Genomic DNA, 21313 nt, shown 5'->3' on the forward strand with positions numbered 1-21313 from the left:
CGGATCGGGTGGTTACCGGACCTTCAGCGCGTACGCGCCCGCGTCGGAGACGTTCATCTCCTCCGCGATCTGGCTGTCCGCGGGGTCGGTGACGATGACGTAGCCCGCCCAGTCCTCCGTCAGCGACGAGGACCCGCAGAGCGCGCAGGTCTGGGCGTCCGGGTCGTTGACGTGGTGGCACTCTCGGCACGCCAGGCGGTCCTCGGCCATCAGTCGGCCTCCTCACCGGTCTGTTCGCGGTGTTTCCGCCGGCCCTCCAGCCACTCGTGTTTGCCGAGGCCGGGCTGTTTCGCGGTGAGCCCGATCTTCGAGTCGCGGGGGTTGCGCTCGTCGATGCTCTTCGTCACGACGCGGACGCGGACGGCGTCGTCGACGCCGAGCGTCTTGTCGGAGTCCGACGAGGCGAGCTGCTGGTTCGCGCCGTCGAACGTGAGGTACTCGTCGGTGATCTGCGAGACGTGGAGCAGCCCGTCCACCGGGCCGATCCCGACGAAGGCGCCGAACTCGACCGTCTCCACGACGGTGCCGTCGGCGACCTCCTGCATGTCGGGGTCGTAGGTGAGCGCGTCGAACTCCGCCTCGTAGTAGACGCCGGGGCGGTTGTGTAACACCGCGCCCTCGCCGATGTCGTGAACCTCGATGACGCTCACGACGCTGCCGACGTCCTCATCCATCCGTCCTTCCAGCTTGTCCTGGAGCAGGGCCTTCACCCGCTCGTCGGTGACGTCCGCCAGGTGCTTCGGCGGGACCTCGACCGTGTCCTTGAGTCGAACTCGTTTGTACATGTTGTTGGTTGTCCGCGGCCGCTAGGGTTCCGTTATCGCCAGTGTGTTCCGACCCCTTAAACCGATTACTGGTGCGTCCGCGGCCAGCACCCGGTTCGCGAGGGGCCCGTCGACCGTGACGACGGCGTCGACCCGGCCGGCCGCGGCCAGGGCGACGAGCGCGTCGTCGGCGTACGATTCGTCAGTCTCCACCGCCTCCGCCCGCTCCGCGAGGTCCGCCCCGACGCTCGCGGCGGTCGCCTCCGCGCCGTTGCCGCCCTGGAGGCCGTCGAGCTCCGCGAGCACCGCCGTCGGCACCACGGCCTCGTAGCCGCCGAGGATCCGGTCCAGCTCCTCGAACAGCCGGAGGTCGGCCTCGACCGGCGCCATCAGCGCGCTCGTGTCGAGCGCGACGACGGGCGCGCCGCCGAGGGCCTCGGTTCGGGCGTCGCCCGCGGCCGGGGTCTCCGGACGGTCCGCGCGGGCGTCGTCGGCCACGCTACGCCAGCGTCCCGACGCCGATGAGCCGCCAGCGCGCGCCGACGCGCCGGTTGATCGCGATCTGGGCGCCCTCCTCGGCGCAGACGGGCCGCTTGAGGCTCACCTCGCACTCGCCGTCGCGCGCGCTCGTCACGGCGCCGACCGTCGTCGCCGTGCCGACCGTGAGCATCAGCGGCTCGCCGGTGCTGATCTCCTCGATGTCGCTCTCACCGCTCTCGTCGTCCTCCTTGCCGACGACGCGGTCGAGGAGGTCGACCGTCATCTCGAACTCCTCGCGGGTCGGCGGGAGCGTCCCCGGCTCGCCGGCGACCTGCCCGGCGAGGGCGTCGCCCTTCGTGAGGCTCGGGTCGAGCCCGGTGCCGACGCCGAGGAGACCGCCGGGCCGGGCGGTCTCGACGTCGCGGTTGCCGGCCTGAAGCGACCGGACGGTCGTCTCCAGCGGTCGCCACTCGGTCTGGCCCTCCTCGTCGACCTCGCGTCCCGGGCGGATCTCCAGGCCGTCGCCGACGGACAGCTCGCCGCTGACGAGCGAGCCGCCGACGACGCCGCCCTTGAGGTCCCCGGCGCTCGCGCCCGGTCGGTTGATGTCGAACGAGCGGGCCGCGTACATCCGGGCGTGCTCGGCGGGGTCACGCTCCGGCGTCGGGATCTCGGACTCGATGGCGTCGATCAGGAGGTCGAGGTTGACCTCCTGCTGGGCCGAGACGGGGACGATCGGCGCGTCCTCCGCGACGGTTCCCTCGACGAACTCCCGGATCTGCTCGTAGTTGTCGACGGCGCGGTCGCGGCCGACCAGGTCGACCTTGTTCTGCGCGATGACGATGTTCTCGATCCCGATGAGATCGAGCGCCATCAGGTGCTCTTCCGTCTGGGCCTGCGGGACGTCCTCCGTCGCGCTCACGACGAGGACCGCCCCGTCCATGATCGAGGCGCCGGAGAGCATCGTCGCCATCAGCGTCTCGTGGCCCGGGGCGTCGACGAACGACACCGTCCGGATCGGCTCGCTCTCGGAGCCGTCCTCGCACTCCTCGTCGACGGTGTAACACTCGGGCTCGTCGACACCGGGGCAGCGTCGGAACGTCGCGTCCGCGTACCCCAGCCGGATCGAGATACCGCGTTTCATCTCCTCGCTGTGCTGGTCGGTCCACGAGCCGGACAACGCCTGTACCAGCGTCGTCTTCCCGTGGTCGACGTGACCGACGAGACCGATGTTCACCTCCGGTTGTGTGTTGGCTTCAGTCACTGTTGGACCTCCTAACGGAGTAGTCTTATGCGGATTTCGCCCCGTGCGAGTGATAAAGTTGCTGTTATAGGTGCGAGAGACGCCCGCGGGCGAGCCGACGGCGACCGTCCGACTCCGTCCGGTTCGGGGCCGCGGCGGTCGCGGCCTCGTCGCTCACCACGCGACCCGACACCCGGGTCGCGAACGGGCGCCGTCGGCGTCCTTCGACGCCGATTTACGCCTCACGCGGTAACGCGGACGTGTAATGGGATACGCGTGCCCCGTCTGCGACACGCCGCAGCGCGACGGCGAACACCTCGCGCACCACCTCGCGTTCACGGCGATGCTCCACGGCGGCGACCACGAGTCGTGGCTCGACGAGCGCGTCGACGACTGGAGCGACCGGAAACCGGCCGAACTCGCCGCCGAGGTGACCCCGCACGCCGAGGACGCCGAGTACGACGAGGTGTTCGAGGACACGGTCCCCCGCGGACGCCCGGACGTCGGGATGGGATCGGGCGGGAGCGCGTCCGGCCACGATCACGCCGGCCACGAACACGGCGCTCCCGCGGACGCCGGCGCGCCCGCCCCCGAGCAGGTCGACGACCCCGAGGTCGCCGAGGCGCTGCGCGAGGCGCGCGAGATGACTCGGAAGGCCGCGGCCGACGCCGACGAGGACGACCACCCCTCGACCGACGACGAAACCGACGCGTAGCGGAACGCCCTTCCCCGCCCCCGGCCAACCGCGCGTATGGAGACCAGAGGCACGTTCGCCCCCGAGACGCGCGCCGAGGCGCTCGAACGGTACGAGGAGGCCGGCCCCGTCGCGCAGGTCGTCGTCCGCGAGGCGACCAAGGCGATGTCGTTCGACGCCGACGAGTACGACGAGCGCGTCACGCCCGAGGTGATCCGGACCGCCCGCGACGCGACGTTCGCCGAGCTGCTCGCTGTCCACGTCGGCGACCGCGACGAGTTCGACGCGTGGCTCGCGGACAGCGAGTTCGACGACGCGGCCGTGACGCAGATCGGCTCCGACAACGTCGACAACGTCGTCTGGCACCCGATCCCCTTCGCGGACGCGGTGATCGCGGCGACGTACCAGGAGGAGCCGGACGCGGCCGCCAGCACCCTCCGACGCAACGCCTTCGGGCGGGTGTATCGCGAGGAGTTCTACGAGTCGGGCCGATAGGCCGACCGCGGCGGCGGGTGCCGACACGCCGGTCGCGAACCGCGGAGCGGCCGCTCTCCGAGACGAGCGGAGCCGCAGAATCGAACCGCGAGCGCCGGTGTCGGCGATCGCGGCGGACGGGTCGGCGCCTTACAGGCGACCGACGTTCTCGACCGTGACGGACTCGACGTCCTCGACCTGCGAGAACGCCTCTTCGACGGCCTCGGTGCCGCCCGCGCCGTCGGGGACGATGACGGTCGGGAGGAGCGCGACCAGCCCGAACGCGACGTCGTCGCGCTCGAAGCCGCGGATCTTCGCGCCCTCGGGGAGCTCCTCCTCCAGCCGGTCCTGGAGGTCGTCGAGGTCGACTTCGGGGCTGTTCGGCATGACCTTGATCTTGGCGGCGACGTCGCCCATCTTACGGCCCCCGGAACCCGCAGTCGTGGCACTCGTAGAGGTTGCTCTGCTTCCGGCACTTGGCGCACCGGTAGATGGTGGCGCCGCAGTCCGGACAGGAGAACTGCGCGGCGTTCATGCCGGACACCTGAATTCCACAGGAGACGCACTGCGGAGTCGATTGAGAGTCGCTCTGGCTCATACACGTACCTACCGACGGCGACTTTTAACCGTTGTTCTTTTCGCCGGAACGGACCGTGCGGACCGGTACCGTCCCGCTCGACGGAGCGCGGGGGCGGCGGGTCGCGGGGACCGAACCCGGCCGTCACCCGACGATCAGCGGGCCGATGAGGACGCCCATCAGGTGGACACGCCGGGCGCCGACCCGCGGCGGGACAAGTCCGAGCGCGCCGGCGATGAGGAGAACGCCGACGCCGTACGCCCCGGCGAACGCGTACGAGACGACGGCGAGGAGTCCCAACACGCCGATCGAGAGCCGGGTGTAGTCGGCGTTGCCGACGATCCGGAGGTACGGGTCGCCGACGAGCACGACGAGCGCGAACCCGAAGCACGCGGCGGTCGCGGCGGCGACGAGCAGCATCGGCAGCGCGAACGGCACGCCGGCCCGATCGATGGCGACGGTCACGCCCGTGCGCGGCGTCCCGAGCGCTACCAGCGCGAACAGCGCGAAGACGGTGTTCGCTGTGTTCGCGCCGCTCGTCGCCACGACGAACCCGCGGTCCGCCGACGCGCGCGGCACCGCGGGCATCGCGGCCACGGCGGCGATGGCGGCCGACACGCCCGGGACGTACCCCACCACCGCGCCGGCGAGCGACCCCGCCCCCGCGCTCGTGCCGAGGTCGCGCGCTCGCATCGCGATCCGCGGGTCCGCCTGCGGCGGGACCCCCTCGCCGCCGAGCGCCTCCACGAGGACCGGGACGCCGAAGAGTCCGGCGAAAAGCGGCGCGAGGACCCCGCCGGTCGACAGCGGCGCGGCGGGGTCGGCGTCGAGCGTCGCGAACCCGAGCGCGGCGCTCGCGAGGAAGGCGACGAGCCCGCCGACCGCCGCCCGCCGCGACGACTCGGTGAGGACGAGCAGCGCGACGACGCCCCCGAGCAGCAGCGGCAGGTGCGCGCGCAGCGCCGGGTACCACCGCACCATCAGCCACGTGACCGGGACCGCCAGCGGCACCGCGAGCGCGACCGCCAGCCCGGAGCCGAGCGCGGAGAGCCGGACCGCCTCCCGGCCGCGCCCCGCGATCACCAGCCGGTGGCCCGGCAGCGCCGCCACCGCCGTCGCGGCGTCGGGCACGCCGAGCGCGAGCGCGGGGACGATGTCGAGGAACGAGTGGACGACGCCCGCGCCGAGCATCGCGACGCCGACGAACAGCGGATCGGCCGGCACCGACGGGGCGAAGCCGGCCAGGAGCAGCGCGAAGTTGTTGGCGTGAAGCCCCGGAACCAGCCCGCTCGCGGTCCCGAGCGCGACGCCGCCGAGCAGGAACGCGAGCGCGCCCGCCGCGAACGTCGGGTCGACCACCGGCCGCACGAGCGCGTCCATCGAGGCGGGATGGCCGCGGCTCCGGGCTTAAAATGTGGGGCGGCGCGACGCGGTGCGTCCGACTCGCTCTCCGAGCGCGCCCGTTACAAACGGTGCCCCTGCCCTCTGGCGGTTCGGACTCAACTACGTCACTCGCTCGGTTTCGGAACCGCGACCGCGTACACCCAGCCGGCGAGCAGGCAGAGTCCGGCGAGGATCCCGAACCACACCGAGAGGGAGCTGTTCGTCGGCGGCAGTTTGAAGAACAGCGCGAACAGCGTGAACTGGACACTCGTCGCGAGCAGGAGGGTGGTGAGTCGCTCCATCGGCGTCGCCCTGCCGAGGGGGCGAAAATAAAACCGGCGATGGGACTGGTGAGTCGATCCCGTCGGGAGAACCAGCGACGACTCGAACCGAACGCTTACGCGTTCTGCGCGGCCTGCGACTTCTTCTGGGTGACGTAGCCGGCGATCCGGTTGCGGACGCCCTTCGACTCGACGGTCGTCAGCGCCGTGACGCTCTCCTTGTTCGTCTCGAAGTCCGTGTTGAACGAGTCGGGATACCGCTCCAGGAGGGCGTTCCCGAGCTGTTTGATGTACTTGGGTTTGATGGCCATACCGAGCGGTACCGGAGGGGCGAACTAAAAGGGTTCGTTCCGCCGCGAGCGGCCGCGAGCCGGAGTCGCGGCGGGGTTCGTCTCGTCGCGCCCCCTCCGGGTCACTCGTCGCCCGCGCGCTCGCGCCACCCGGTCGCCTCGTCGATCCGCGCGAACGCCTCGCGCTCGGCGGGACCGCCGCAGCGCTCGACCACGTCGGCGAAGTACCGGAGCCTGTCGAGCAGTTCGTCGGTGTCGAACGCCGGCACGTCGAGCCGCGAGGCGGCCACCGTGGCGTCGACGACCGCGCCGAACCCGCGGTTCACCGTCGGCACGCGCTCGCTCACGACCGCCGACTCGACCGGCGCCAGCTCCCAGGTCCGTATCGTCGTGTCGCCCTCGCTCTCGGCCGCGACCGCCTCGGCCTCGACTTCGACCCACGCGTCGGCGCTCGGGAGGACCGGGTCGTTGGCCTCGCGGACCGTGAGCGCCGCGTCGACGAACGTCCGCGGGTCGACCGTGAACTGGACCACGCCGCCGCCGCGCTCACTGAAGTTCCGCCACGTGCGGGTGCGCCCGTAGGTGCGCGCGGTGACCGAATCCTCTGGTTCGTCCGGCGCGTGGAGCCCCAGGGCCGCGACGTTCCACCGGTCGTTCGGGCCCAGCGTCGTCACCACGGACTCGGTGACGCCGCGGAGCGTGACCGGCCAGCCGTCGGGGGCGACGCCGTCCCGACCCCGCCGACCGGCGTCGCTCACGGCGCCACCTCCGCGCCGCGCCGGAGCGCGACGAACAGCGCCGCGCACGTGAGGTCGGCGGTCGTCCCGGGGTTGATCCCCGCCGCGACGAACTCGTCCGCCAGCGACTCCGCGGCGTCGAGGTCGGCGCCGTGGACGGCGTCGGTCGGGACCGCGTCGACGCCGCCGACGCCTCCCGGCCCCGCCGAGTCGACGCCGAGTAGCGCCGCCGCCCGCCCGCTCGCCTCGCGCGCCGTCGCCGCCCCCTGCGTCGACGCGACGAGCGTGTCCGGCTCGGCGGCGAGCAGCCCCAGGAACGCCCGCGCCGCCCGGTCCGCGAGCGGCCCCTCGTCGCTCAGGATCCACTCGGCCGCGCGGAACGTCCGGGGGAACCCCTCGGCCCACTCGGCGGCGTTGCGGTCGGGGACGCGGTCGGCGGCCCCATCGCCGTCGCCGGCGCCGCCCGTCGGGTCGGCCGAGAGCGCCAGCACGTCCCGCAGGGTCGCGCCGCGGTCGCGGATCGCGGGTTCCGCGTCGCTCCCGCGGCGCACGTCGAGGTCGTCCGCGCCCGGCGGCGGGTCGTCGACCGCGACGTCGACGGCCTCGAACGCGCGGTAGAAGGCGACCGCGTCCTCGACCGTCGTCGCCCGACAGAGCGCGTCGAGGCCGGCGGGCGAGAGGTCCCGGTCCGGGTCGGCGGCCGCCCGAACCAGCGGGACCAGGAGCAGCAGACAGCCGAACTGGGTGTTCGTCCCGGCGCGGTCGGCCATCCCCCGGACGGCGCGCTCGAAGGCGTTGCCGACCGCGGGGCCCGCGCCCCCGGCGGTCCCCCTCGCGGCCCGTTCGAGCCCCGGACGCGCGCCGACGGCGCCGCCGAGGAACGCCTCGAACCGCAGGTCGTCGAGGTTGCGGCGCCGGTCGACGTTCCCGGGCTTCGGCGTGCCGGCCACCTCGACGAGGAGCGCGAGCGTCGCGTCGTCGACGGGGTCGGTCACGGCGACGCCTCCGGCCCGGGCTCAGGCCCGCGGGCCTCGCGCGGGGGCCCCCCGCTCCGCCACGCCTCGACGGCGTCCGCCACGCGCGCGAGGACCGGCGGGTCCTCCGTCGGGCGCCCGACGCTCACCGCGTCGGCGCCGTGTCCCGCGTACTCGGCCACCGTCTCCCGGCCGCGGACGCCGTTGTTGGCGACGAGCGTCAGGTCGGCGAGCGCGCTCCCGTCGCCGCGCGCCGCCGCCGCGTCGACCGCGGCCGCGAGGTCGGCGATCACCGCCTCCGAGTCCATCGCGTCGACGTGGAGCCAGTCCGCGCCCGCGGCCGCGACCCGCTCCGCGACCGCGACGAGGCCGACGCCCGGCACCTCGGCGCGGACCTTCACGCTCGTCGTCGCGCCCGTCTCGGCCGCGGCGGCGACGTACCGCGCGAGGCGGTCCGGCTCGCGGAGCAGCGACTCGCCGCAGCCGACCGCGCGCAGCTCCGGCTGCCGGCAGTGGGCGTTGACCTCGCAAATGGCGCCGCGGTCGGCGCAGACGCGCGCGACCTCTCGGACCGGTCCCGGCGACGCGCTCCGGACGTTGATCCCGGGGCGGACCGGCGCGTCGGCGACCGCGTCGAGCTGGTCGGCGACGAACGCGACCGGGTCGGCGGGGAGGAACTCGGAGCGGCCGCGCGCGACGAGGTCGCGGGCGGCCGCCCGGCTGGCCGGGTCGAGCGCGACCCCGCCGAGGAGCGCGGCGTCGACGTGCTCGGCCGCGGCCCGGGCCCACGCGGCGTCGGCGGCGCCGCTGAGGCTCGCGGCGACGAGGAACGGGCCCTCGCTCTTGCCGACGGGCGCGTCGCCGTCGTCGCCCTCGCGGGACGCCTCCCGCTCGCTCCCGCTCCGGGTCACTCGGCGCCCTCCCGCGGCGGCGACGCGTCCGCCGCGTCGTCGTCGACCGCCGCCAGCGCGCGCTCGCAGGCGCGGGCGACGCGCTCGGCGTCGTCCGCGTCGTCGATTTCGGTGTCGGTGCGCTCGACATGCCGGTCGAGTTCGGTCGGATCCGCGTCGTCGAGGACGAACGCGTCCGCGAACGGGTACGCAGCGGCCACGCCCGCGGTCGAGGGGTCGCGGCCGACGCCGGCCATCAGGTCCGCCGCGGGCCCGGAGAACACCTCGTCGCCGACGAACGGCGAGACGGCGACGACGGGCGTCTCCCGGAGCGCGCGCTCGAACCCGGGCAGCGCCAGCATCGGCCCGATGCTCGTCACCGGGTTCGAGGGGCCGATCACGACCGGGTCGTCGAGCGCCGCCAGCACGGCGTCGGTCGGCTCGGCGTCGTCCGCCCCCCGGAACTCCACGTCGGCGACCGCTGGCTCGCCGCGCCGCGCGACCCAGTACTCCTGGAAGTGGAGCGTCTCGCCGGCCTCGGTGTGGACCAGCGTCGCGACCGGATCGTCGGACATCGGGAGGAGGTCGACGTCGAGGCCGAAGGCGTCCGCGAGCGTCCGGACCGCGGCCGTGAGCGTGTGCCCCTCGTCGAGCAGGCCCGTCCGCGTGAGGTGGACCGCGCGGTCGCGGTCGCCGATCTCCATGAACTCGGCGACCGCCGAGAACCGCCGCCACCGGGCGATCTCCCGGCCCGCGGTCTGCGCGTCGGCGTCGAGGTACCGTGGGCCCGCTTCGAGTCCGGCCGCCTCGGCGAGCCGGCCGAGCTCCGCGTGGGTCGCGGTCGTGTCGCCGCCGATCCCCCACCACGTCTCGCGGTCGAGGACGCCGCCGCCCGCGAACAGCACGGTGTCGACGTCCGGGCAGACGAGGTGGCCGCCCAGCTCGACGTCGTCGCCGGTGTTGGCGACGACCGCCGTCTCGGCGGACTCCCACACCCGGGCCGCGCCGTCGAGGAGCTTCGGCGTGCCCGTTCCCCCGGCGAGGAAGGTTACCATACCGGCGCAAGGCGACGCCCGGATTTGTATCCTCGCCTCGCGGCGGCCCCGACGGCCAAACAACTATTCGCGTGGGGACGGTGGGACACGACGATGAGTGCCGGTGAGCGCGCGCCAGCCGCCGAACTCGGGCTGCTGGACGCGACGATGATCGGGATGGGGGCGATGATCGGCGCCGGGATATTCGTGTTGACCGGGCTCGCGGCCGAGATCGCCGGGCCCGCGGCGATCCTCGTCTTCGTGTTCAACGGGATCGTCACGGCGTTCACGGGGCTCTCGTACGCCGAGCTCGCCGCCTCGATCCCGAAGTCCGGCGGGGGGTACGCCTTCGTCCGCGAGACGTTCGACGACCTCCCCTCGTTCCTGATGGGGTGGATGCTCTGGTTCGCGTACATGATCGCGGGCGGACTCTACGCGCTCGGGTTCGCGCCGAACTTCCTGGAGCTGCTCCACGTCTACGGGTTCGCGGCCGCCCCGGGACAGGTCGGCGCGGTCGCCGTGCCGCTCCTCCCGGTGTCGGTTCCGGCCGCGGTCGGGCTCGCGCTCGTCGCGGTCGCGCTCCTCGTGACCGTCAACGCCCTCTCGACGGCCGCGAGCGGCAGCGCGGAGACGCTGTTCACGGCCGTCAAGGTCGCTATCCTCGTGGTCTTCGTCGTCTTCGGGTTCCTCTCGGCCGGCGGCGGCGGGGAGACGAGCTTCACCTTCCAGCAGTTCGACCCGCTGTTCCCCGCCGGGAACTCCGCGTTCTCGATCCTCCCGGCGATGGGCCTGACGTTCATCGCCTTCGAGGGGTACGACCTCATCACGACCGTCACCGAGGAGGTCGAGAACCCGCGCGAGAACATCCCGCGAGCGATCTTCTACAGCCTCGGGGCGACCGTGGTCGTCTACGCGCTGGTGGTCGTCGTCGCCATCGGCACCCTCGGCGCACAGGGGCTCGCCGACGCCGGCGAGGCGGGGATCGCGCAGGCCGCCACCTCGTTCATGCCGAAGGGGCTCCCGATCATCCGGAACGGCGGCGCGCTCATCGTCTTCGGCGCGGTCTTCTCGACGCTGACGGCGCTGAACGCGGTCGTCATCGCCTCCTCGCGGGTCGCCTTCTCGATGGGGCGGGAGGGGCAGCTGCTCCCGCGGATCGGTCGCATCCACCACCGGTACGGAACCCCGTTCTTCGCGATCCTCCTCAGCGCGGTCGTGATGCTCGGGTCCGTCGTCCTGCCGACCGAGAGCGCCGGCAACGTCTCCAGCCTCTTCTTCCTGCTCTCGTTCATCGTCGTCAACGCGGCCGTGATCAAGCTCCGCCGCGACCGCCCGAACATGCGCCGCCCGTACGAGATGCCGTACTACCCCATCCCGGCGGTGCTCGGGATCGCGTTGAACCTCCTGCTCACCGGCGTCCTCGTGGTGTACCTCGTCCGGACCGACCCCCTCGCGCTGGCGCTGAGCGTCGGCTGGATCCTCGCGGGCGTCGCCGCGTACTACGCCCTGCGCGGCCGCGGCGAGGGCGCGGCGCCGGCGAGCACGGACAGTTCTAATGCGGAGGCCGGCGACGGCTGACCCATGGACGGGAACTTCCGGATCGTGATCGCCGGCGGCGGCCGCGTCGGGAACCGGGTCGCCCACATCCTCGACGACAGGGGCCACGACGTGACCGTCGTCGAGCGGGACCCAGAGCGGGCGGAGGCGCTCTCGGACGACTACGTCGCCACGGTGATCGAGGGCGACGCCACGCGCCCGGGCGTCCTCGAACAGGCGGGGTTAGAGCGCGCCGACGTGGTCGCCGCGCTGACGAGTCAGACCGGGACGAACCTGGCGGTCTGCCTGCTGACCCGCGAACTCGCCCCCGACACGCAGACGGTCGTCCGCACCGAGAGCGAGCCGGGCGCGGAGTTCGACCGGTTCGTCGACGAGGTGATATTCCCGGAGCGCGCCGGCGCGCGCGCCGCGGTGAACGCGATCGAACCCGACGTGAGCACGCTCGAAGACGTCACCGGGACGCTCGACATCCTGGAGGTCCACGTCGCCGACGGCGCGCCCGTCGCCGGGCGCTCGCTCGACGAGGTGGCGCTGCCCCGCGGGAGCCTGATCGTCTCCGACGCCGCCGGCGACACCCTCGCGGGTCCGGAGACGGTGCTTCACGCGGGGGAGTCGTACCTCGTCGCCGTCGAGCCATCCGTCGTCGACGAGGTACTGAACCTCTTCCGCGGGTAGGCGCCGGCGGGCCGAGCCGGTGAGCCGCGCCGGGCGGCGACCGACTCGCCCGCCTCACTCGCCGAGCGCGACGCTCGTCTGCATCCCCTCGGTGTTGTACGCGCTCCCGGCGGCGTCCGCGCCCCCCGCGTCCGGGTCGAGGACGATGACGCCCGCGCCCGACCCGGTGATCGCCTCGAACTCCTCGATCGCTCGGTCGGCGGCCGCCTGCGCGCCGAGCCCCTCGTCGAGGAGGTCGACCGCGCGCCGCGAGAGCGTGACGCGCGCGATGTCCTCGCCGGCGCCGGTCGCGCTCGCGCCGCCGGCCTCGGTACAGAAGAAGCCCGAGCCGACCTGCGGCACGTCGCCGACGCGCCCCGCGAGCGCGAACGACCGCCCGCCGGTCGAGGTGACCGCGGCGACGCGCTCGCCGTCGGTCGCGACGGCGCCGACGGTGTCGTGATCGGGGGCGCGGCCCGACTCGGATGGCCCCGCTTCCTCGCCGCCTCTCCCCGCCGCCTTCCCGCGGCCGCCCTCGCCGTCTCCCGCCCCGCCCGCTTGGTCGTCGCCCGACCCGAACCGCGAGTCGAGCCAGTCGAGGTGGTCGCGCGGCGACCCCCGCGGCGGGTCCTCGGCCTCGTACCGCTCGCGCGTCTCGTCGGTGAGCAGGTCGGCATCGGTCTCGATCCCGAAGTCGGCCGCGAGGTCGACGGCGTGCTCGCCCGAGACGAAGCCGTGCGGCGTCTCGGAGTGGACGACGCGGGCGACGCTCGCGGCGTGTTCGACGCCCGGCATCGAGCAGGCCGCGCCGACCTCGCGGTCCGCGGTCATCACGCCGGCGTCGGTGCGGACGACGCCGTCCGACTGGACCGCGCCGCCGACGCCCGCGTTGAACCGCGGGTCCGATTCGAGGACGCCGACCGCCGACTCGACCGCGTCGAGCGGCGTCGCGCCTGCGGCGCCGCGCGCGGCCGCCTCGTCGAGGACCGCCTGTCTGGGCTCCGGGTCGTCCGGGGCGCCGCCGGCGCCGCCGTGAACGATGACTCGCATACCGGGGGCACCCGCGGCGGCCACATAAGCGCCCGGAAGGCGGCGGCCCGCTCGGGCGTTCGCACGCGCACCGCGGACCGGGAGGCCGAGGCTGACGGGCGCGGGACGCGCTCGCGCCCGACCCCGTGACCGCCGGCGTTTACTCCCCGCCGCCCGAAGCGACCGACGTGACCGATTCGGACCCGACCGCGGGGCCGGAGCGTCCGACGCCGGTGTCGGTCCTGCTCCCGACCGTCCGCTGGACCGAGGCGTGCGACGAGGTGGCGGACCAGCTCCGCGGCCCGGCGGCGTTCGCCGGCGGGGACGGGGGCGCGCGCGGGGGCGACCGCGCCGCCGACGAGCTCCTCGTGATCTGCGACTCGCCGGACGACCCCGTCGCGTCGCGCCGCGGCGACCTCCCGGACCGCGTCCGGGTCCTCGTCGCCGGCGAGCCGGAGGGCTGCTCCGGGAAGGCGAACGCCATCGCGGCCGGGATGGAGGCGGCGGCGAACGACCGGATCGCGTGGACCGACGACGACTTCCGGCACCCGCCGGACTGGCTGGCGACGCTCGACGCCGACTACGAGCGGCGCGGACCGACCACGGAGGTGCCGGTGTTCGTCGGCGATGACCCGCTCGGTCGGCTGTTCGAGCCCGCGTACGTCATCGGCGGAACGCTCGCGGTGTTCGCGGCCAGCGTCGCGTGGGGCGGCGCGGTGATCTTCGAGCGCGACGACCTCCGCGACGGCGAGGCGGCGTTCCTCCGAGACCTCCGGCGGACCGTCAGCGACGACGGGACGCTCACGGCGCACCTCGACGTGTCGGCGGTCGACCGAACGCGGTACGTCCGCGCCGGCGGGTCGCTCCGGGGCTCGCTGGAGCGGTTCGTCCGCTTCCTGACGATCACCCGCTACCACGCGCCGAGGGCGACCGCGTTCAACGCGGCTTTCGGCGTCGCGATGGCCGCGCTCTGCCTGTTTGCGCCGTTCATTGGGGTAGGGGTCGTCACCGCGCTCGCGGGGGCCGCGTACGCCCGCTTCGGAATCGCTCGCGCGACGTTCCTGCTCGCGGCGCCCGGCGTGCTGATCGCGCCGCCGCTGATGGCGTACGCGTTCGCCCGGCGGACCTTCGTATGGGGCGGTCGCCGCTACCGGTGGCGGTCGCTGTTCGACGTCGAGGTCGAGCCGGTCTGACCCCCGAACGGCCGCGGGGCGCCGGCAGAACGCCGCGCGCGGCGCCGTGGGCGAAAACCGGCAAACGCTGCGAGCGCGACGCTCACGCCGAAAACGGCAGGCACTTTAGGGGGGCACAAAAATCCTCGAACGTTCATGAGCTACGACAAGGTCGACGTCCCCGACGACGGCGAAGCCATCACGCTCGCCGACGAGGAGACCGGCGAGCTGAACGTTCCCTCGAACCCGATCATCCCGATCATTCACGGTGACGGGATCGGCACCGACGTCGGGCCGGCCGCACAGCAGGTGCTCGACGCCGCCGCCGAGGCGACGGGCCGCTCCATCGCCTGGATGCGCGTCTACGCCGGCGCCAGCGCCCGCGAGAAGTACGACGAGAACCTCCCCGAGGACACCGTCTCGGCCATCCGCGACCACCGCGTCGCGATCAAGGGCCCGCTGACGACCCCCGTCGGCGCCGGGTTCCGCTCGCTGAACGTCGCGCTTCGCCAGACGCTCGACCTGTACGCGAACGTCCGTCCCACCTATCACCTCGAAGGCGTCCCGTCGCCCGTCAAGAGCCCCGAGAAGATGGACATGGTCACGTTCCGCGAGAACACCGAGGACGTGTACGCCGGCGTCGAGTGGGAGGCCGGCACCGACGAGGTCGAGGAGGTACGCGACTTCCTCGAAGACGACATGGACATCGCGGACGTCATCCACGACGGCCCGGTCGGCATCGGCGTCAAGCCCATCTCCGAGTTCGGCTCGAAGCGCCTCGTCCGCGAGGCCATCGACTACGCGCTCGCCAACGACCGCGACTCGGTCACCCTCGTCCACAAGGGGAACATCATGAAGTTCACCGAGGGCGCCTTCCGCGACTGGGGCTACGAGGTCGCCGAGGAGGAGTACGGCGACGACGTGATCACCGAGGACGAGCTGTGGGAGGACCACGACGGCGAGCAGCCCGAGGGCACCCTCGTCGTCAAGGACCGCATCGCGGACAACATGCTCCAGCAGCTCCTGACCCGCACCGAGGAGTACGGGGTCATCGCGACGATGAACCTCAACGGCGACTACATGTCCGACGCCGCCGGCGCGCAGATCGGCGGCCTCGGCATCGCGCCCGGCGCCAACTTCGGCCACGGCCGCTGTCTCGCCGAGCCCGTCCACGGCTCCGCGCCCAAGTACGCCGGCGAGGACAAGGTGAATCCCACCGCGATGATCCTCTCCGGCCGCGAGATGCTCGATTACCTCGGCTGGTCCGACGCCGCCGACCTCGTGCGCGACGCCGTCGAGGAGACCATCGCCTCCGGGAAGGTCACGTACGACCTCCACCGGCAGATCGAGGGCGGCGAGAAGCTCGCCACCAGCGAGTTCGCCGACGCCGTCGTCGACAAGATCGACGAGCTGGCGTAGGCCGGTTCGGCGTCGTCGACCTCGCGGCCGACGACTCCCGTTTTCTATCTCTCTCTGCCCGCGAGCGTGAGGGGCGTCTTTACTTATAAACGACTGTTGTCGATGGATCGACGGCGAACACCGTCAAAGCCCCAGCCGCTCGGCTGTACGCAAGTGGCCACAGATCGACGGTGAACACCGCCAAAGCCCCGGCCGGGAGGCGGGCGCACGCTCGCTGCGGTCCTCACTCGGTCGCTCACTGCGTGCTCCCTCGTTGCGGTCCTTACCTCGCCTGCGCCCGCCTCCCGGCTGCCCCTTTGAGTCCCACCCTGTACAGCACCGCACCGCAGGCCTCCCCAGCCTCGTCGGTGGTCCGTCGCTCCGCTCCAGACCACCGACTCCCTCGCGGGCGGGCTCGCGGCCGCTCGCAGGCGCGCCGCCGCGGATTCATCTATCAATCGCGGCCGCGTCGCCCGCCTACCCCAACCGCTCGTCGAGGATGAGCCGCGTCTTCGTCGACTTGACCTCGTCCATCTCCCGGGCCTTCGTGATCAGTTCGTTGACGGCGCGCGTGTCGACCGCGTCGACGACGAGGACGACGTCCTCCTCGCCCGACACCTGCCAGACGAAGTCGACCTCCTCCCACTCCACCATCCGCTGGCCGACCGCGTCGGTGTTGACGTTCATCTCCACCGATATCTCGATCATCGCCTTCACGTTCCCGGTGCGGGTCGTGACGGTGAACCGCTCGATCACGCCCTCCTCGGTCATGCGGTCGACGCGGTTTCGCACGGTGCCCTCGGAGGTCCCCACCCGGTCCGCGATCTCCGTGTACGGGGTCCGCGCGTCCCGTCGCAGGATCGAGAGGATCCGTCGGTCGAGGTCGTCCATACCACTGCCTTTCTCCCCGTCGCCTTACCCGTTACGAATATCGTAACGAACCTACGAACGACGCATTTATTATCCACTGCGCGTACGTTTCTCGTAATGTCGGACGCCTACATCGCGCTGGCCGACGGACGCGTGCTCGAAGCGCGCGCCCGTGCGCCGGGGCGCACTCGCGGCGAACTGGTGTTCACGACCGCGTACACCGGCTACGAGGAGTCGCTCACCGACCCCTCCTACGCCGAACAGATCCTCACCTTCTCGTACCCCCTCATCGGCAACTACGGCGTCCGAACCGAGCGGTTCGAGTCCGAGTCGGTCCAGCCCCGCGCGGCGATCGCCCGCGAGCTGACCGACGACGTCGCCGACTGGCTCGCCGACGAGGGCGTGCCGGCCGTCGACCACGTCGACACCCGCGAGGTCGTCACCACCGTCCGCGAGGAGGGCGCGATGGCCTGCGGGATCGCCGCCGGCCCGGACGCGACCCCCGAGGACGCGGTCGACGAGATGGAGGCGTGTGAGCCGATGAGCGATCACGTCGACATCGGCGCGCAGGTGTCCGTGACCGAGCCGACCGTCCACGAGGGCGGCGGCGACGTCGACGTCGCGATGCTCGACTGCGGCGCGAAGGGCTCTATCATCTCCTCGCTCACCGACCGCGGCGCGGACGTCCACGTCCTCCCGTACGACGCGACCCCCGAGGACGTGGCCGCCGTTGAGCCCGACGTGCTCTTCGTCTCGAACGGCCCGGGCGACCCGGAGAACTTCGTCGCCGCGCAGGACGTGGTCGACGAGTTCGCGGGCGACCTCCCCCTCGCGGGCATCTGCCTCGGCCAGCAGGTGATCACGAGCGCGCTCGGCGGCTCGACGGAGAAGATGGCGTTCGGCCACCGCGGCGTCAACCAGCCCGTCAAGGACCTCCGCACCGACAAGGTCGTGATGACCACGCAGAACCACGGCTACACGGTCGACGACACCGGCCCGCTGGAGGTGACGCAGGTGAACGTCAACGACGACACCGTCGAGGGGCTCGACAGCGAGGAGCTCGACGTCATCACCCGCCAGTACCACCCCGAGGCGAACCCCGGCCCGCACGACTCGCTCGGCTTCTTCGACGAGGTGCTGGACCTCGCGTCCTCGTCGCGTCGCGTGGCGGCCGACTGACCCGGCGGTCCGACCCCGTTCTCCGCGGTCCCGACGCCCTCCGCTGACCACACGGAGTACCACCCGGCCGACGCCCGCGACGTTCGTCCCCCTCGCGCCCGCTCTCCCCTCGCGCTCGTTCCTCGTTTCCTCTCGCCTCGTCCTCCGCGCCCGTCACGCTCCTCGCGCCCGTCACGCTCCTCGCGCCCGCCACGCCCCGCGCCCGTCACGCTCCTCGCCTCGGACCGGCGACGTTTTCTCCCGTCCCCGCGCACGGTGTCGTATGCCAACCGAGATCCTGCTCACCAACGACGACGGGATCGACGCCGTCGGCCTCCGGGCGCTGGCGGACGCGCTCTCCCGCGACTACGACGTGACGGTCGTCGCGCCCGCGACGAACCAGTCCGGCGTCGGCGGCGCGCGCTCGTGGTGGGACACGACGGTCGACTACACCGAGACCGACCGCGGCTACGCGGTCGAGGGGACCCCCGCGGACTGCGTCGCGGTCGCGGACGTGGCGCTCGAACTCGACCCCGACGTCGTCGTCTCCGGCTGTAACCACGGGCCGAACATCGGCGCGCACATCCTCGGCCAGTCCGGGACGGTCGGCGCCGCGATGGAGGCGTCGTTCCTCGGCACGCCCGCCGTCGCGGTCTCGCTGTACGACCGCGGCAACCTCCCCGTGCCGCCGACGCTCGACAACGGCGACTTCGCCGTCGCCGGATCGGTCGTCGCCGACCTGATCGACCGCGCCGCGGTCGGCAGCGACGGGGGTCTCGAACTCCCGTTCGGCGCCGACGTGCTGAACGTGAACGTCCCGGCCGCCGACGACGAGGCGGCGGAGAACCCGACCTACCGGCTGACCGAGCCCGCGCGCGGCTTCGACGTCATCGAGTTCCGTCCGGGCGAGGAGGGGCCCGAGGAGGAGGACGTCCCGGAAGGGTGGGAGTTCGGCGAGCGCCGCGGCGAGATGGGGATGGAGCTCCGCGACCGCTTCTGGCGGGAGTTCCTGCGGGGGAACGTCCCGGACGACCCCGGTTCGGACCGCCGCGCGGCCGTCGAGGGCGAGGTGAGCATCTCGCCGCTGTCGAGCTCCCGGTCCGTCGCGGGCGAGCGGACGGGAGAGCTCGTCGACCCCGCTCCGGGCGCCGAGACGGGCGCCGACTGACCGGTCGCGCCGCTCGGGCGAGAGGCCGACGCGGCAGAAACGGACGACTCCCCGACCTCAGCGCCGCGGGCGCCGACGCCCGCTGCCGGCGAACTCCGCCGCGAGGCGCCCGAGGTACCACACGACCACGAGGCCGAGGCCGAACCCGCCCCCGGCGGCCGCCAGCAGCTCGACCGGCGTCGGGTCCAACTGGAGGGCGATAAGCGGCGGCGTGGCCGTGACGATCGCGAGCAGCACGAGCCTGATCTTCCGGTTGCCGGCGTCTCGCTCCGCCTCGGAGATTGGTCCTACCACCGCGATCCCCCCCGCGTTCCGACGGCGACCGACGCGACGCTCATGCGCCACCCACGCTCCCGGCGACTATCAAGGCGACGAACCCGTTCGGTCCGTCGGCGCGACGCCCGGTCGACACGGCGACCGACCATGCCAATCGGACCCGATCGGTAAAAAGCGTCTCGACCGTTCACGCCGGTCGCGGACCGTCGCGGGCGTGAACGGTCTGGACCGTTTAAGCCCGTCCGACCGCTGGTGTCGAGCGCCCCTACCCGCTCCCGGGCCGCCACCGGCGCCCGCCGCCCCGGCGGTCACTCGGGATCCGCCCCTCCCCGCCGTTTCGCGGCGTTTTTGACCCGACCCCGACAAGCGACGCCCATGGACGACGAACTCCGCGATCGCGTCGCGGCGGCCGGCGAGGCCGCGGCGCTCTACAACGCGCTCAAGCACGGCAGCGACCCGGACGTGGGCGCGATCATGGGCCCGATCATGGGCGAGAACCCCGAGTTCCGCCCGCACGGCGACGAGATACCGGGCGTCCTCGCGCCGGTCGTCGACGAGGTCGGCGAGATGGACGAGGCGGCGCGCCGGGAGCGGCTCGGCGAGCTCGCCCCCGAGAAGCTCGCGGAGTTAGAGGCGGACGAGGAGGAGGACGAGCACGTCCTCCCCGACCTCCCGAACGCCGAGGACGGCGAGGTCGTGATGCGCGCCGCGCCGAACCCGAACGGCCCGTGGCACGTCGGTCACGCGCGGATGCCCGCCGTCATCGGGACGTACAAGGAGCGTTACGACGGCGACTTCATCTGCCGGTTCGACGACACCGACCCGGAGACGAAGCGCCCCGACCTCGACGCGTACGACGCCATCCTCGACGACATCGAGTACCTCGGCTTCGAGCCGGACCGCGTGCTCCGCGCGTCCGACCGGCTGGAGACGTACTACGACCACGCCCGCGACCTGATCGACGCCGGCGGCGCCTACACCTGCTCGTGCTCCGGCGACGACTTCTCGGAGCTGAAGAACGCCGGCGAGGCGTGTCCGCACCGCGAGAAGGACGCCGAGACGGTTCACGAGGAGTTCGACGCCATGGTCGACGGCGAGTACGGCTCCGGCGACATGGTGTTACGCGTGAAGACCGACATCGGGCACAAGAACCCCGCGCTCCGCGATTGGGTCGCCTTCCGGATGATCGACACGCCGCACCCGCGCGAGGCGGCCAGCGACTACCGCTGCTGGCCCATGCTCGACTTCCAGTCCGGCGTCGACGACCACCTCACGGGCGTCACCCACATCATCCGCGGCATCGACCTCCAAGACTCCGCGAAGCGCCAGCGGTTCGTCTACGACTACTTCGGCTGGGAGTACCCCGAGGTGCTCCACTGGGGCCACGTCCAGGTCGACGAGTACGACGTGAAGCTGTCCACGTCGACGATCAAGCAGCTCATCGCGGACGGCGAACTGACGGGCTGGGACGACCCGCGCGCCCCGACGATCCAGTCGATGCGCCGCCGCGGGATCCAGGGCCAGGCGCTCGTCGACTCGATGACGGAGCTCGGCATGTCCACCTCCGACGTCGACCTCGCGATGTCCTCCGTCTACGCGAACAACCGCGACCTGGTCGACGACGCGGCGAACCGCTACTTCTTCGTCCGCGACCGCGAGGACGCGCCCGCGGTCGAGCTCCCGGTCGTCGACGGCGACGCGCCGGCGCCCGAGGCCGGTCACCCGCCGCTCCATCCCGACCACCCGGACCGCGGCGACCGCGAGGTGCCCGCCGGGACGGTCGTCGTCGAGTCGCCGGACCTCCCGAGCGAGGGCGAGCGCGTCTGGCTGAAGGGGTACGGCTGCGTCCGCTACGAGGGCGACGAACTGGCCTTCCTCGACGCCGACATCGACGTCGTCCGCGAGGGCGACGTGGACGTGATCCACTGGGCGCCGGCCGACGAGGGCCTCGACACCCTCCTCCGCACGGTCGACGGCGACGTTCGAGGCGTCGCCGAGCCCGCCCTCGCCGACGTCGAGCCCGACACCGTGGTCCAGTTCGTGCGCGTCGGCTTCGCCCGGATCGACGCGTTCGAGCCCGCGGCGACCGACGAGGACGACGGCCCGGACGGCACCGAGGACGCGCTGGCGTACTACGCGCACCCGTAGGTCGCGGAGCCCTGACCGCGGGACCGCCTCCCGAATCCCTTCGTCGGGGAGTTTAAACCCGC

General features: G+C 72.7%; 25 protein-coding genes. 9 read left to right on the plus strand and 16 right to left on the minus strand.

Annotation, left to right across the window (positions count from 1 at the left end; translation table 11 throughout):
- Window positions 1-12: 12 nt before the first annotated feature.
- The 4 genes from spt4 to DVK06_RS09290 are packed head-to-tail and all read right to left on the minus strand — an operon-like array spanning window position 13 to window position 2508.
- The gene (gene spt4 / locus DVK06_RS09275) at window positions 13-210 is read right to left on the minus strand and encodes a transcription elongation factor subunit Spt4 (protein ID WP_053770568.1); all 198 of its coding nucleotides are present in this window, start codon (window positions 208-210) and stop codon (window positions 13-15) included.
- Window positions 210-785, minus strand: coding sequence for a DNA-directed RNA polymerase (locus DVK06_RS09280; protein WP_121600078.1), 576 nt, complete (start codon window positions 783-785; stop codon window positions 210-212). Before DVK06_RS09280 ends, spt4 begins: the two co-directional genes overlap by 1 nt.
- A 21-nt stretch (window positions 786-806) precedes the next feature.
- On the minus strand, window positions 807-1262 hold the full coding sequence (locus tag DVK06_RS09285) for a PIN domain-containing protein (protein WP_121600079.1): 456 nt from the start codon (window positions 1260-1262) through the stop codon (window positions 807-809).
- Window position 1263: 1 nt separating this feature from the next.
- Window positions 1264-2508: a translation initiation factor IF-2 subunit gamma gene (locus DVK06_RS09290; RefSeq protein ID WP_121600080.1), complete on the minus strand. Its 1245-nt coding sequence runs from the start codon at window positions 2506-2508 to the stop codon at window positions 1264-1266.
- A gap of 244 nt (window positions 2509-2752) precedes the next feature.
- On the opposite strand from DVK06_RS09290, the gene DVK06_RS09295 reads away from it, so the two are divergent.
- Window positions 2753-3202, plus strand: coding sequence for a DUF5810 domain-containing protein (locus DVK06_RS09295; protein ID WP_121600081.1), 450 nt, complete (start codon window positions 2753-2755; stop codon window positions 3200-3202).
- Between the two features lie 36 nt (window positions 3203-3238).
- Window positions 3239-3676 (plus strand): DUF5809 family protein, encoded by a 438-nt coding sequence (locus tag DVK06_RS09300; protein WP_053770572.1) that lies wholly within the window; start codon window positions 3239-3241, stop codon window positions 3674-3676.
- Window positions 3677-3805: 129 nt separating this feature from the next.
- Here DVK06_RS09300 and DVK06_RS09305 read toward each other — a convergent pair whose 3' ends face one another.
- The 9 genes from DVK06_RS09305 to cofD form a co-directional block, all read right to left on the minus strand.
- Window positions 3806-4072 (minus strand): elongation factor 1-beta, encoded by a 267-nt coding sequence (locus DVK06_RS09305; RefSeq protein ID WP_053770573.1) that lies wholly within the window; start codon window positions 4070-4072, stop codon window positions 3806-3808.
- A 1-nt stretch (window position 4073) separates the two neighbouring features.
- Window positions 4074-4253, minus strand: a complete 180-nt coding sequence (locus DVK06_RS09310) for an HVO_2753 family zinc finger protein (RefSeq protein ID WP_053770574.1) — start codon at window positions 4251-4253, stop codon at window positions 4074-4076.
- A gap of 123 nt (window positions 4254-4376) precedes the next feature.
- Window positions 4377-5612 (minus strand): tripartite tricarboxylate transporter permease, encoded by a 1236-nt coding sequence (locus DVK06_RS09315; protein ID WP_121600082.1) that lies wholly within the window; start codon window positions 5610-5612, stop codon window positions 4377-4379.
- A gap of 128 nt (window positions 5613-5740) precedes the next feature.
- Window positions 5741-5917, minus strand: coding sequence for a hypothetical protein (locus DVK06_RS18670; protein ID WP_158600070.1), 177 nt, complete (start codon window positions 5915-5917; stop codon window positions 5741-5743).
- A 95-nt stretch (window positions 5918-6012) separates the two neighbouring features.
- Window positions 6013-6207, minus strand: a complete 195-nt coding sequence (locus DVK06_RS09320) for a 30S ribosomal protein S17e (RefSeq protein ID WP_053770576.1) — start codon at window positions 6205-6207, stop codon at window positions 6013-6015.
- Between the two features lie 101 nt (window positions 6208-6308).
- Window positions 6309-6944, minus strand: a complete 636-nt coding sequence (locus tag DVK06_RS09325) for a DUF447 domain-containing protein (RefSeq protein WP_121600083.1) — start codon at window positions 6942-6944, stop codon at window positions 6309-6311.
- Window positions 6941-7918, minus strand: coding sequence for a triphosphoribosyl-dephospho-CoA synthase (locus tag DVK06_RS09330; protein ID WP_121600084.1), 978 nt, complete (start codon window positions 7916-7918; stop codon window positions 6941-6943). Before DVK06_RS09330 ends, DVK06_RS09325 begins: the two co-directional genes overlap by 4 nt.
- The gene (locus DVK06_RS09335; protein WP_233561652.1) at window positions 7915-8808 is read right to left on the minus strand and encodes a tRNA-dihydrouridine synthase; all 894 of its coding nucleotides are present in this window, start codon (window positions 8806-8808) and stop codon (window positions 7915-7917) included. The genes DVK06_RS09330 and DVK06_RS09335 overlap by 4 nt, the downstream gene beginning before the upstream one ends.
- Window positions 8805-9842 (minus strand): 2-phospho-L-lactate transferase, encoded by a 1038-nt coding sequence (cofD, locus tag DVK06_RS09340; RefSeq protein WP_121600085.1) that lies wholly within the window; start codon window positions 9840-9842, stop codon window positions 8805-8807. Before cofD ends, DVK06_RS09335 begins: the two co-directional genes overlap by 4 nt.
- A 93-nt stretch (window positions 9843-9935) precedes the next feature.
- Between cofD and DVK06_RS09345 the strand changes: the two genes are divergently transcribed.
- Both DVK06_RS09345 and DVK06_RS09350 read left to right on the plus strand, forming a co-directional pair.
- Window positions 9936-11399, plus strand: a complete 1464-nt coding sequence (locus DVK06_RS09345; protein WP_121600086.1) for an APC family permease — start codon at window positions 9936-9938, stop codon at window positions 11397-11399.
- A gap of 3 nt (window positions 11400-11402) precedes the next feature.
- Window positions 11403-12053: a TrkA family potassium uptake protein gene (locus DVK06_RS09350; RefSeq protein ID WP_053770582.1), complete on the plus strand. Its 651-nt coding sequence runs from the start codon at window positions 11403-11405 to the stop codon at window positions 12051-12053.
- Window positions 12054-12107: 54 nt separating this feature from the next.
- On the opposite strand, the gene DVK06_RS09355 is transcribed toward DVK06_RS09350, so the two are convergent.
- The gene (locus DVK06_RS09355) at window positions 12108-13082 is read right to left on the minus strand and encodes an isoaspartyl peptidase/L-asparaginase (RefSeq protein ID WP_121600087.1); all 975 of its coding nucleotides are present in this window, start codon (window positions 13080-13082) and stop codon (window positions 12108-12110) included.
- 167 nt (window positions 13083-13249) lie between these two features.
- On the opposite strand from DVK06_RS09355, the gene DVK06_RS09360 reads away from it, so the two are divergent.
- Both DVK06_RS09360 and icd read left to right on the plus strand, forming a co-directional pair.
- Window positions 13250-14254, plus strand: coding sequence for a glycosyltransferase (locus DVK06_RS09360; RefSeq protein WP_121600088.1), 1005 nt, complete (start codon window positions 13250-13252; stop codon window positions 14252-14254).
- A 135-nt stretch (window positions 14255-14389) separates the two neighbouring features.
- The gene (gene icd, locus DVK06_RS09365) at window positions 14390-15652 is read left to right on the plus strand and encodes an isocitrate dehydrogenase (NADP(+)) (RefSeq protein ID WP_053770585.1); all 1263 of its coding nucleotides are present in this window, start codon (window positions 14390-14392) and stop codon (window positions 15650-15652) included.
- A 456-nt stretch (window positions 15653-16108) separates the two neighbouring features.
- Here icd and DVK06_RS09370 read toward each other — a convergent pair whose 3' ends face one another.
- Window positions 16109-16522, minus strand: a complete 414-nt coding sequence (locus DVK06_RS09370; RefSeq protein ID WP_053770586.1) for an Lrp/AsnC family transcriptional regulator — start codon at window positions 16520-16522, stop codon at window positions 16109-16111.
- A 96-nt stretch (window positions 16523-16618) separates the two neighbouring features.
- Here DVK06_RS09370 and carA point away from each other — a divergent pair, with 96 nt between their 5' ends.
- The gene (gene carA / locus DVK06_RS09375) at window positions 16619-17680 is read left to right on the plus strand and encodes a glutamine-hydrolyzing carbamoyl-phosphate synthase small subunit (protein ID WP_121600089.1); all 1062 of its coding nucleotides are present in this window, start codon (window positions 16619-16621) and stop codon (window positions 17678-17680) included.
- A gap of 262 nt (window positions 17681-17942) precedes the next feature.
- Window positions 17943-18827, plus strand: a complete 885-nt coding sequence (surE, locus tag DVK06_RS09380; RefSeq protein WP_053770588.1) for a 5'/3'-nucleotidase SurE — start codon at window positions 17943-17945, stop codon at window positions 18825-18827.
- Between the two features lie 57 nt (window positions 18828-18884).
- Here the strand turns inward: surE and DVK06_RS09385 are convergent, their stop codons facing one another.
- Window positions 18885-19121 carry a hypothetical protein gene (locus tag DVK06_RS09385; protein ID WP_082356852.1) on the minus strand — a complete coding sequence of 79 codons (237 nt, stop codon included), beginning with the start codon at window positions 19119-19121 and terminating at the stop codon, window positions 18885-18887.
- A 357-nt stretch (window positions 19122-19478) separates the two neighbouring features.
- On the opposite strand from DVK06_RS09385, the gene DVK06_RS09390 reads away from it, so the two are divergent.
- Complete coding sequence (locus DVK06_RS09390; RefSeq protein WP_121600090.1) at window positions 19479-21251, plus strand: glutamate--tRNA ligase; 1773 nt, start codon at window positions 19479-19481, stop codon at window positions 21249-21251.
- Window positions 21252-21313 lie beyond the last annotated feature (62 nt).

The sequence above is a fragment of the Halorubrum sp. Atlit-28R genome, assembly GCF_003665955.1.
In the GTDB taxonomy this organism is placed as follows: Archaea; Halobacteriota; Halobacteria; order Halobacteriales; family Haloferacaceae; genus Halorubrum; species Halorubrum tropicale.

Excerpts from the sequence above, each read along its gene's own strand:
- spt4 (WP_053770568.1), bottom strand. The coding sequence starts at position 210 with ATGGCCGAGGACCGCCTGGCGTGCCGAGAGTGCCACCACGTCAACGAC.
- DVK06_RS09280 (WP_121600078.1), bottom strand. The coding sequence starts at position 785 with ATGTACAAACGAGTTCGACTCAAGGACACGGTCGAGGTCCCGCCGAAG.
- DVK06_RS09295 (WP_121600081.1), top strand. The coding sequence starts at position 2,753 with ATGGGATACGCGTGCCCCGTCTGCGACACGCCGCAGCGCGACGGCGAA.
- DVK06_RS09300 (WP_053770572.1), top strand. The coding sequence starts at position 3,239 with ATGGAGACCAGAGGCACGTTCGCCCCCGAGACGCGCGCCGAGGCGCTC.
- DVK06_RS09305 (WP_053770573.1), bottom strand. The coding sequence starts at position 4,072 with ATGGGCGACGTCGCCGCCAAGATCAAGGTCATGCCGAACAGCCCCGAA.
- DVK06_RS09310 (WP_053770574.1), bottom strand. The coding sequence starts at position 4,253 with ATGAGCCAGAGCGACTCTCAATCGACTCCGCAGTGCGTCTCCTGTGGA.
- DVK06_RS09315 (WP_121600082.1), bottom strand. The coding sequence starts at position 5,612 with ATGGACGCGCTCGTGCGGCCGGTGGTCGACCCGACGTTCGCGGCGGGC.
- DVK06_RS18670 (WP_158600070.1), bottom strand. The coding sequence starts at position 5,917 with ATGGAGCGACTCACCACCCTCCTGCTCGCGACGAGTGTCCAGTTCACG.
- DVK06_RS09320 (WP_053770576.1), bottom strand. The coding sequence starts at position 6,207 with ATGGCCATCAAACCCAAGTACATCAAACAGCTCGGGAACGCCCTCCTG.
- cofD (WP_121600085.1), bottom strand. The coding sequence starts at position 9,842 with ATGGTAACCTTCCTCGCCGGGGGAACGGGCACGCCGAAGCTCCTCGAC.
- DVK06_RS09345 (WP_121600086.1), top strand. The coding sequence starts at position 9,936 with ATGAGTGCCGGTGAGCGCGCGCCAGCCGCCGAACTCGGGCTGCTGGAC.
- DVK06_RS09350 (WP_053770582.1), top strand. The coding sequence starts at position 11,403 with ATGGACGGGAACTTCCGGATCGTGATCGCCGGCGGCGGCCGCGTCGGG.
- DVK06_RS09355 (WP_121600087.1), bottom strand. The coding sequence starts at position 13,082 with ATGCGAGTCATCGTTCACGGCGGCGCCGGCGGCGCCCCGGACGACCCG.
- icd (WP_053770585.1), top strand. The coding sequence starts at position 14,390 with ATGAGCTACGACAAGGTCGACGTCCCCGACGACGGCGAAGCCATCACG.
- DVK06_RS09370 (WP_053770586.1), bottom strand. The coding sequence starts at position 16,522 with ATGGACGACCTCGACCGACGGATCCTCTCGATCCTGCGACGGGACGCG.
- carA (WP_121600089.1), top strand. The coding sequence starts at position 16,619 with ATGTCGGACGCCTACATCGCGCTGGCCGACGGACGCGTGCTCGAAGCG.
- surE (WP_053770588.1), top strand. The coding sequence starts at position 17,943 with ATGCCAACCGAGATCCTGCTCACCAACGACGACGGGATCGACGCCGTC.
- DVK06_RS09390 (WP_121600090.1), top strand. The coding sequence starts at position 19,479 with ATGGACGACGAACTCCGCGATCGCGTCGCGGCGGCCGGCGAGGCCGCG.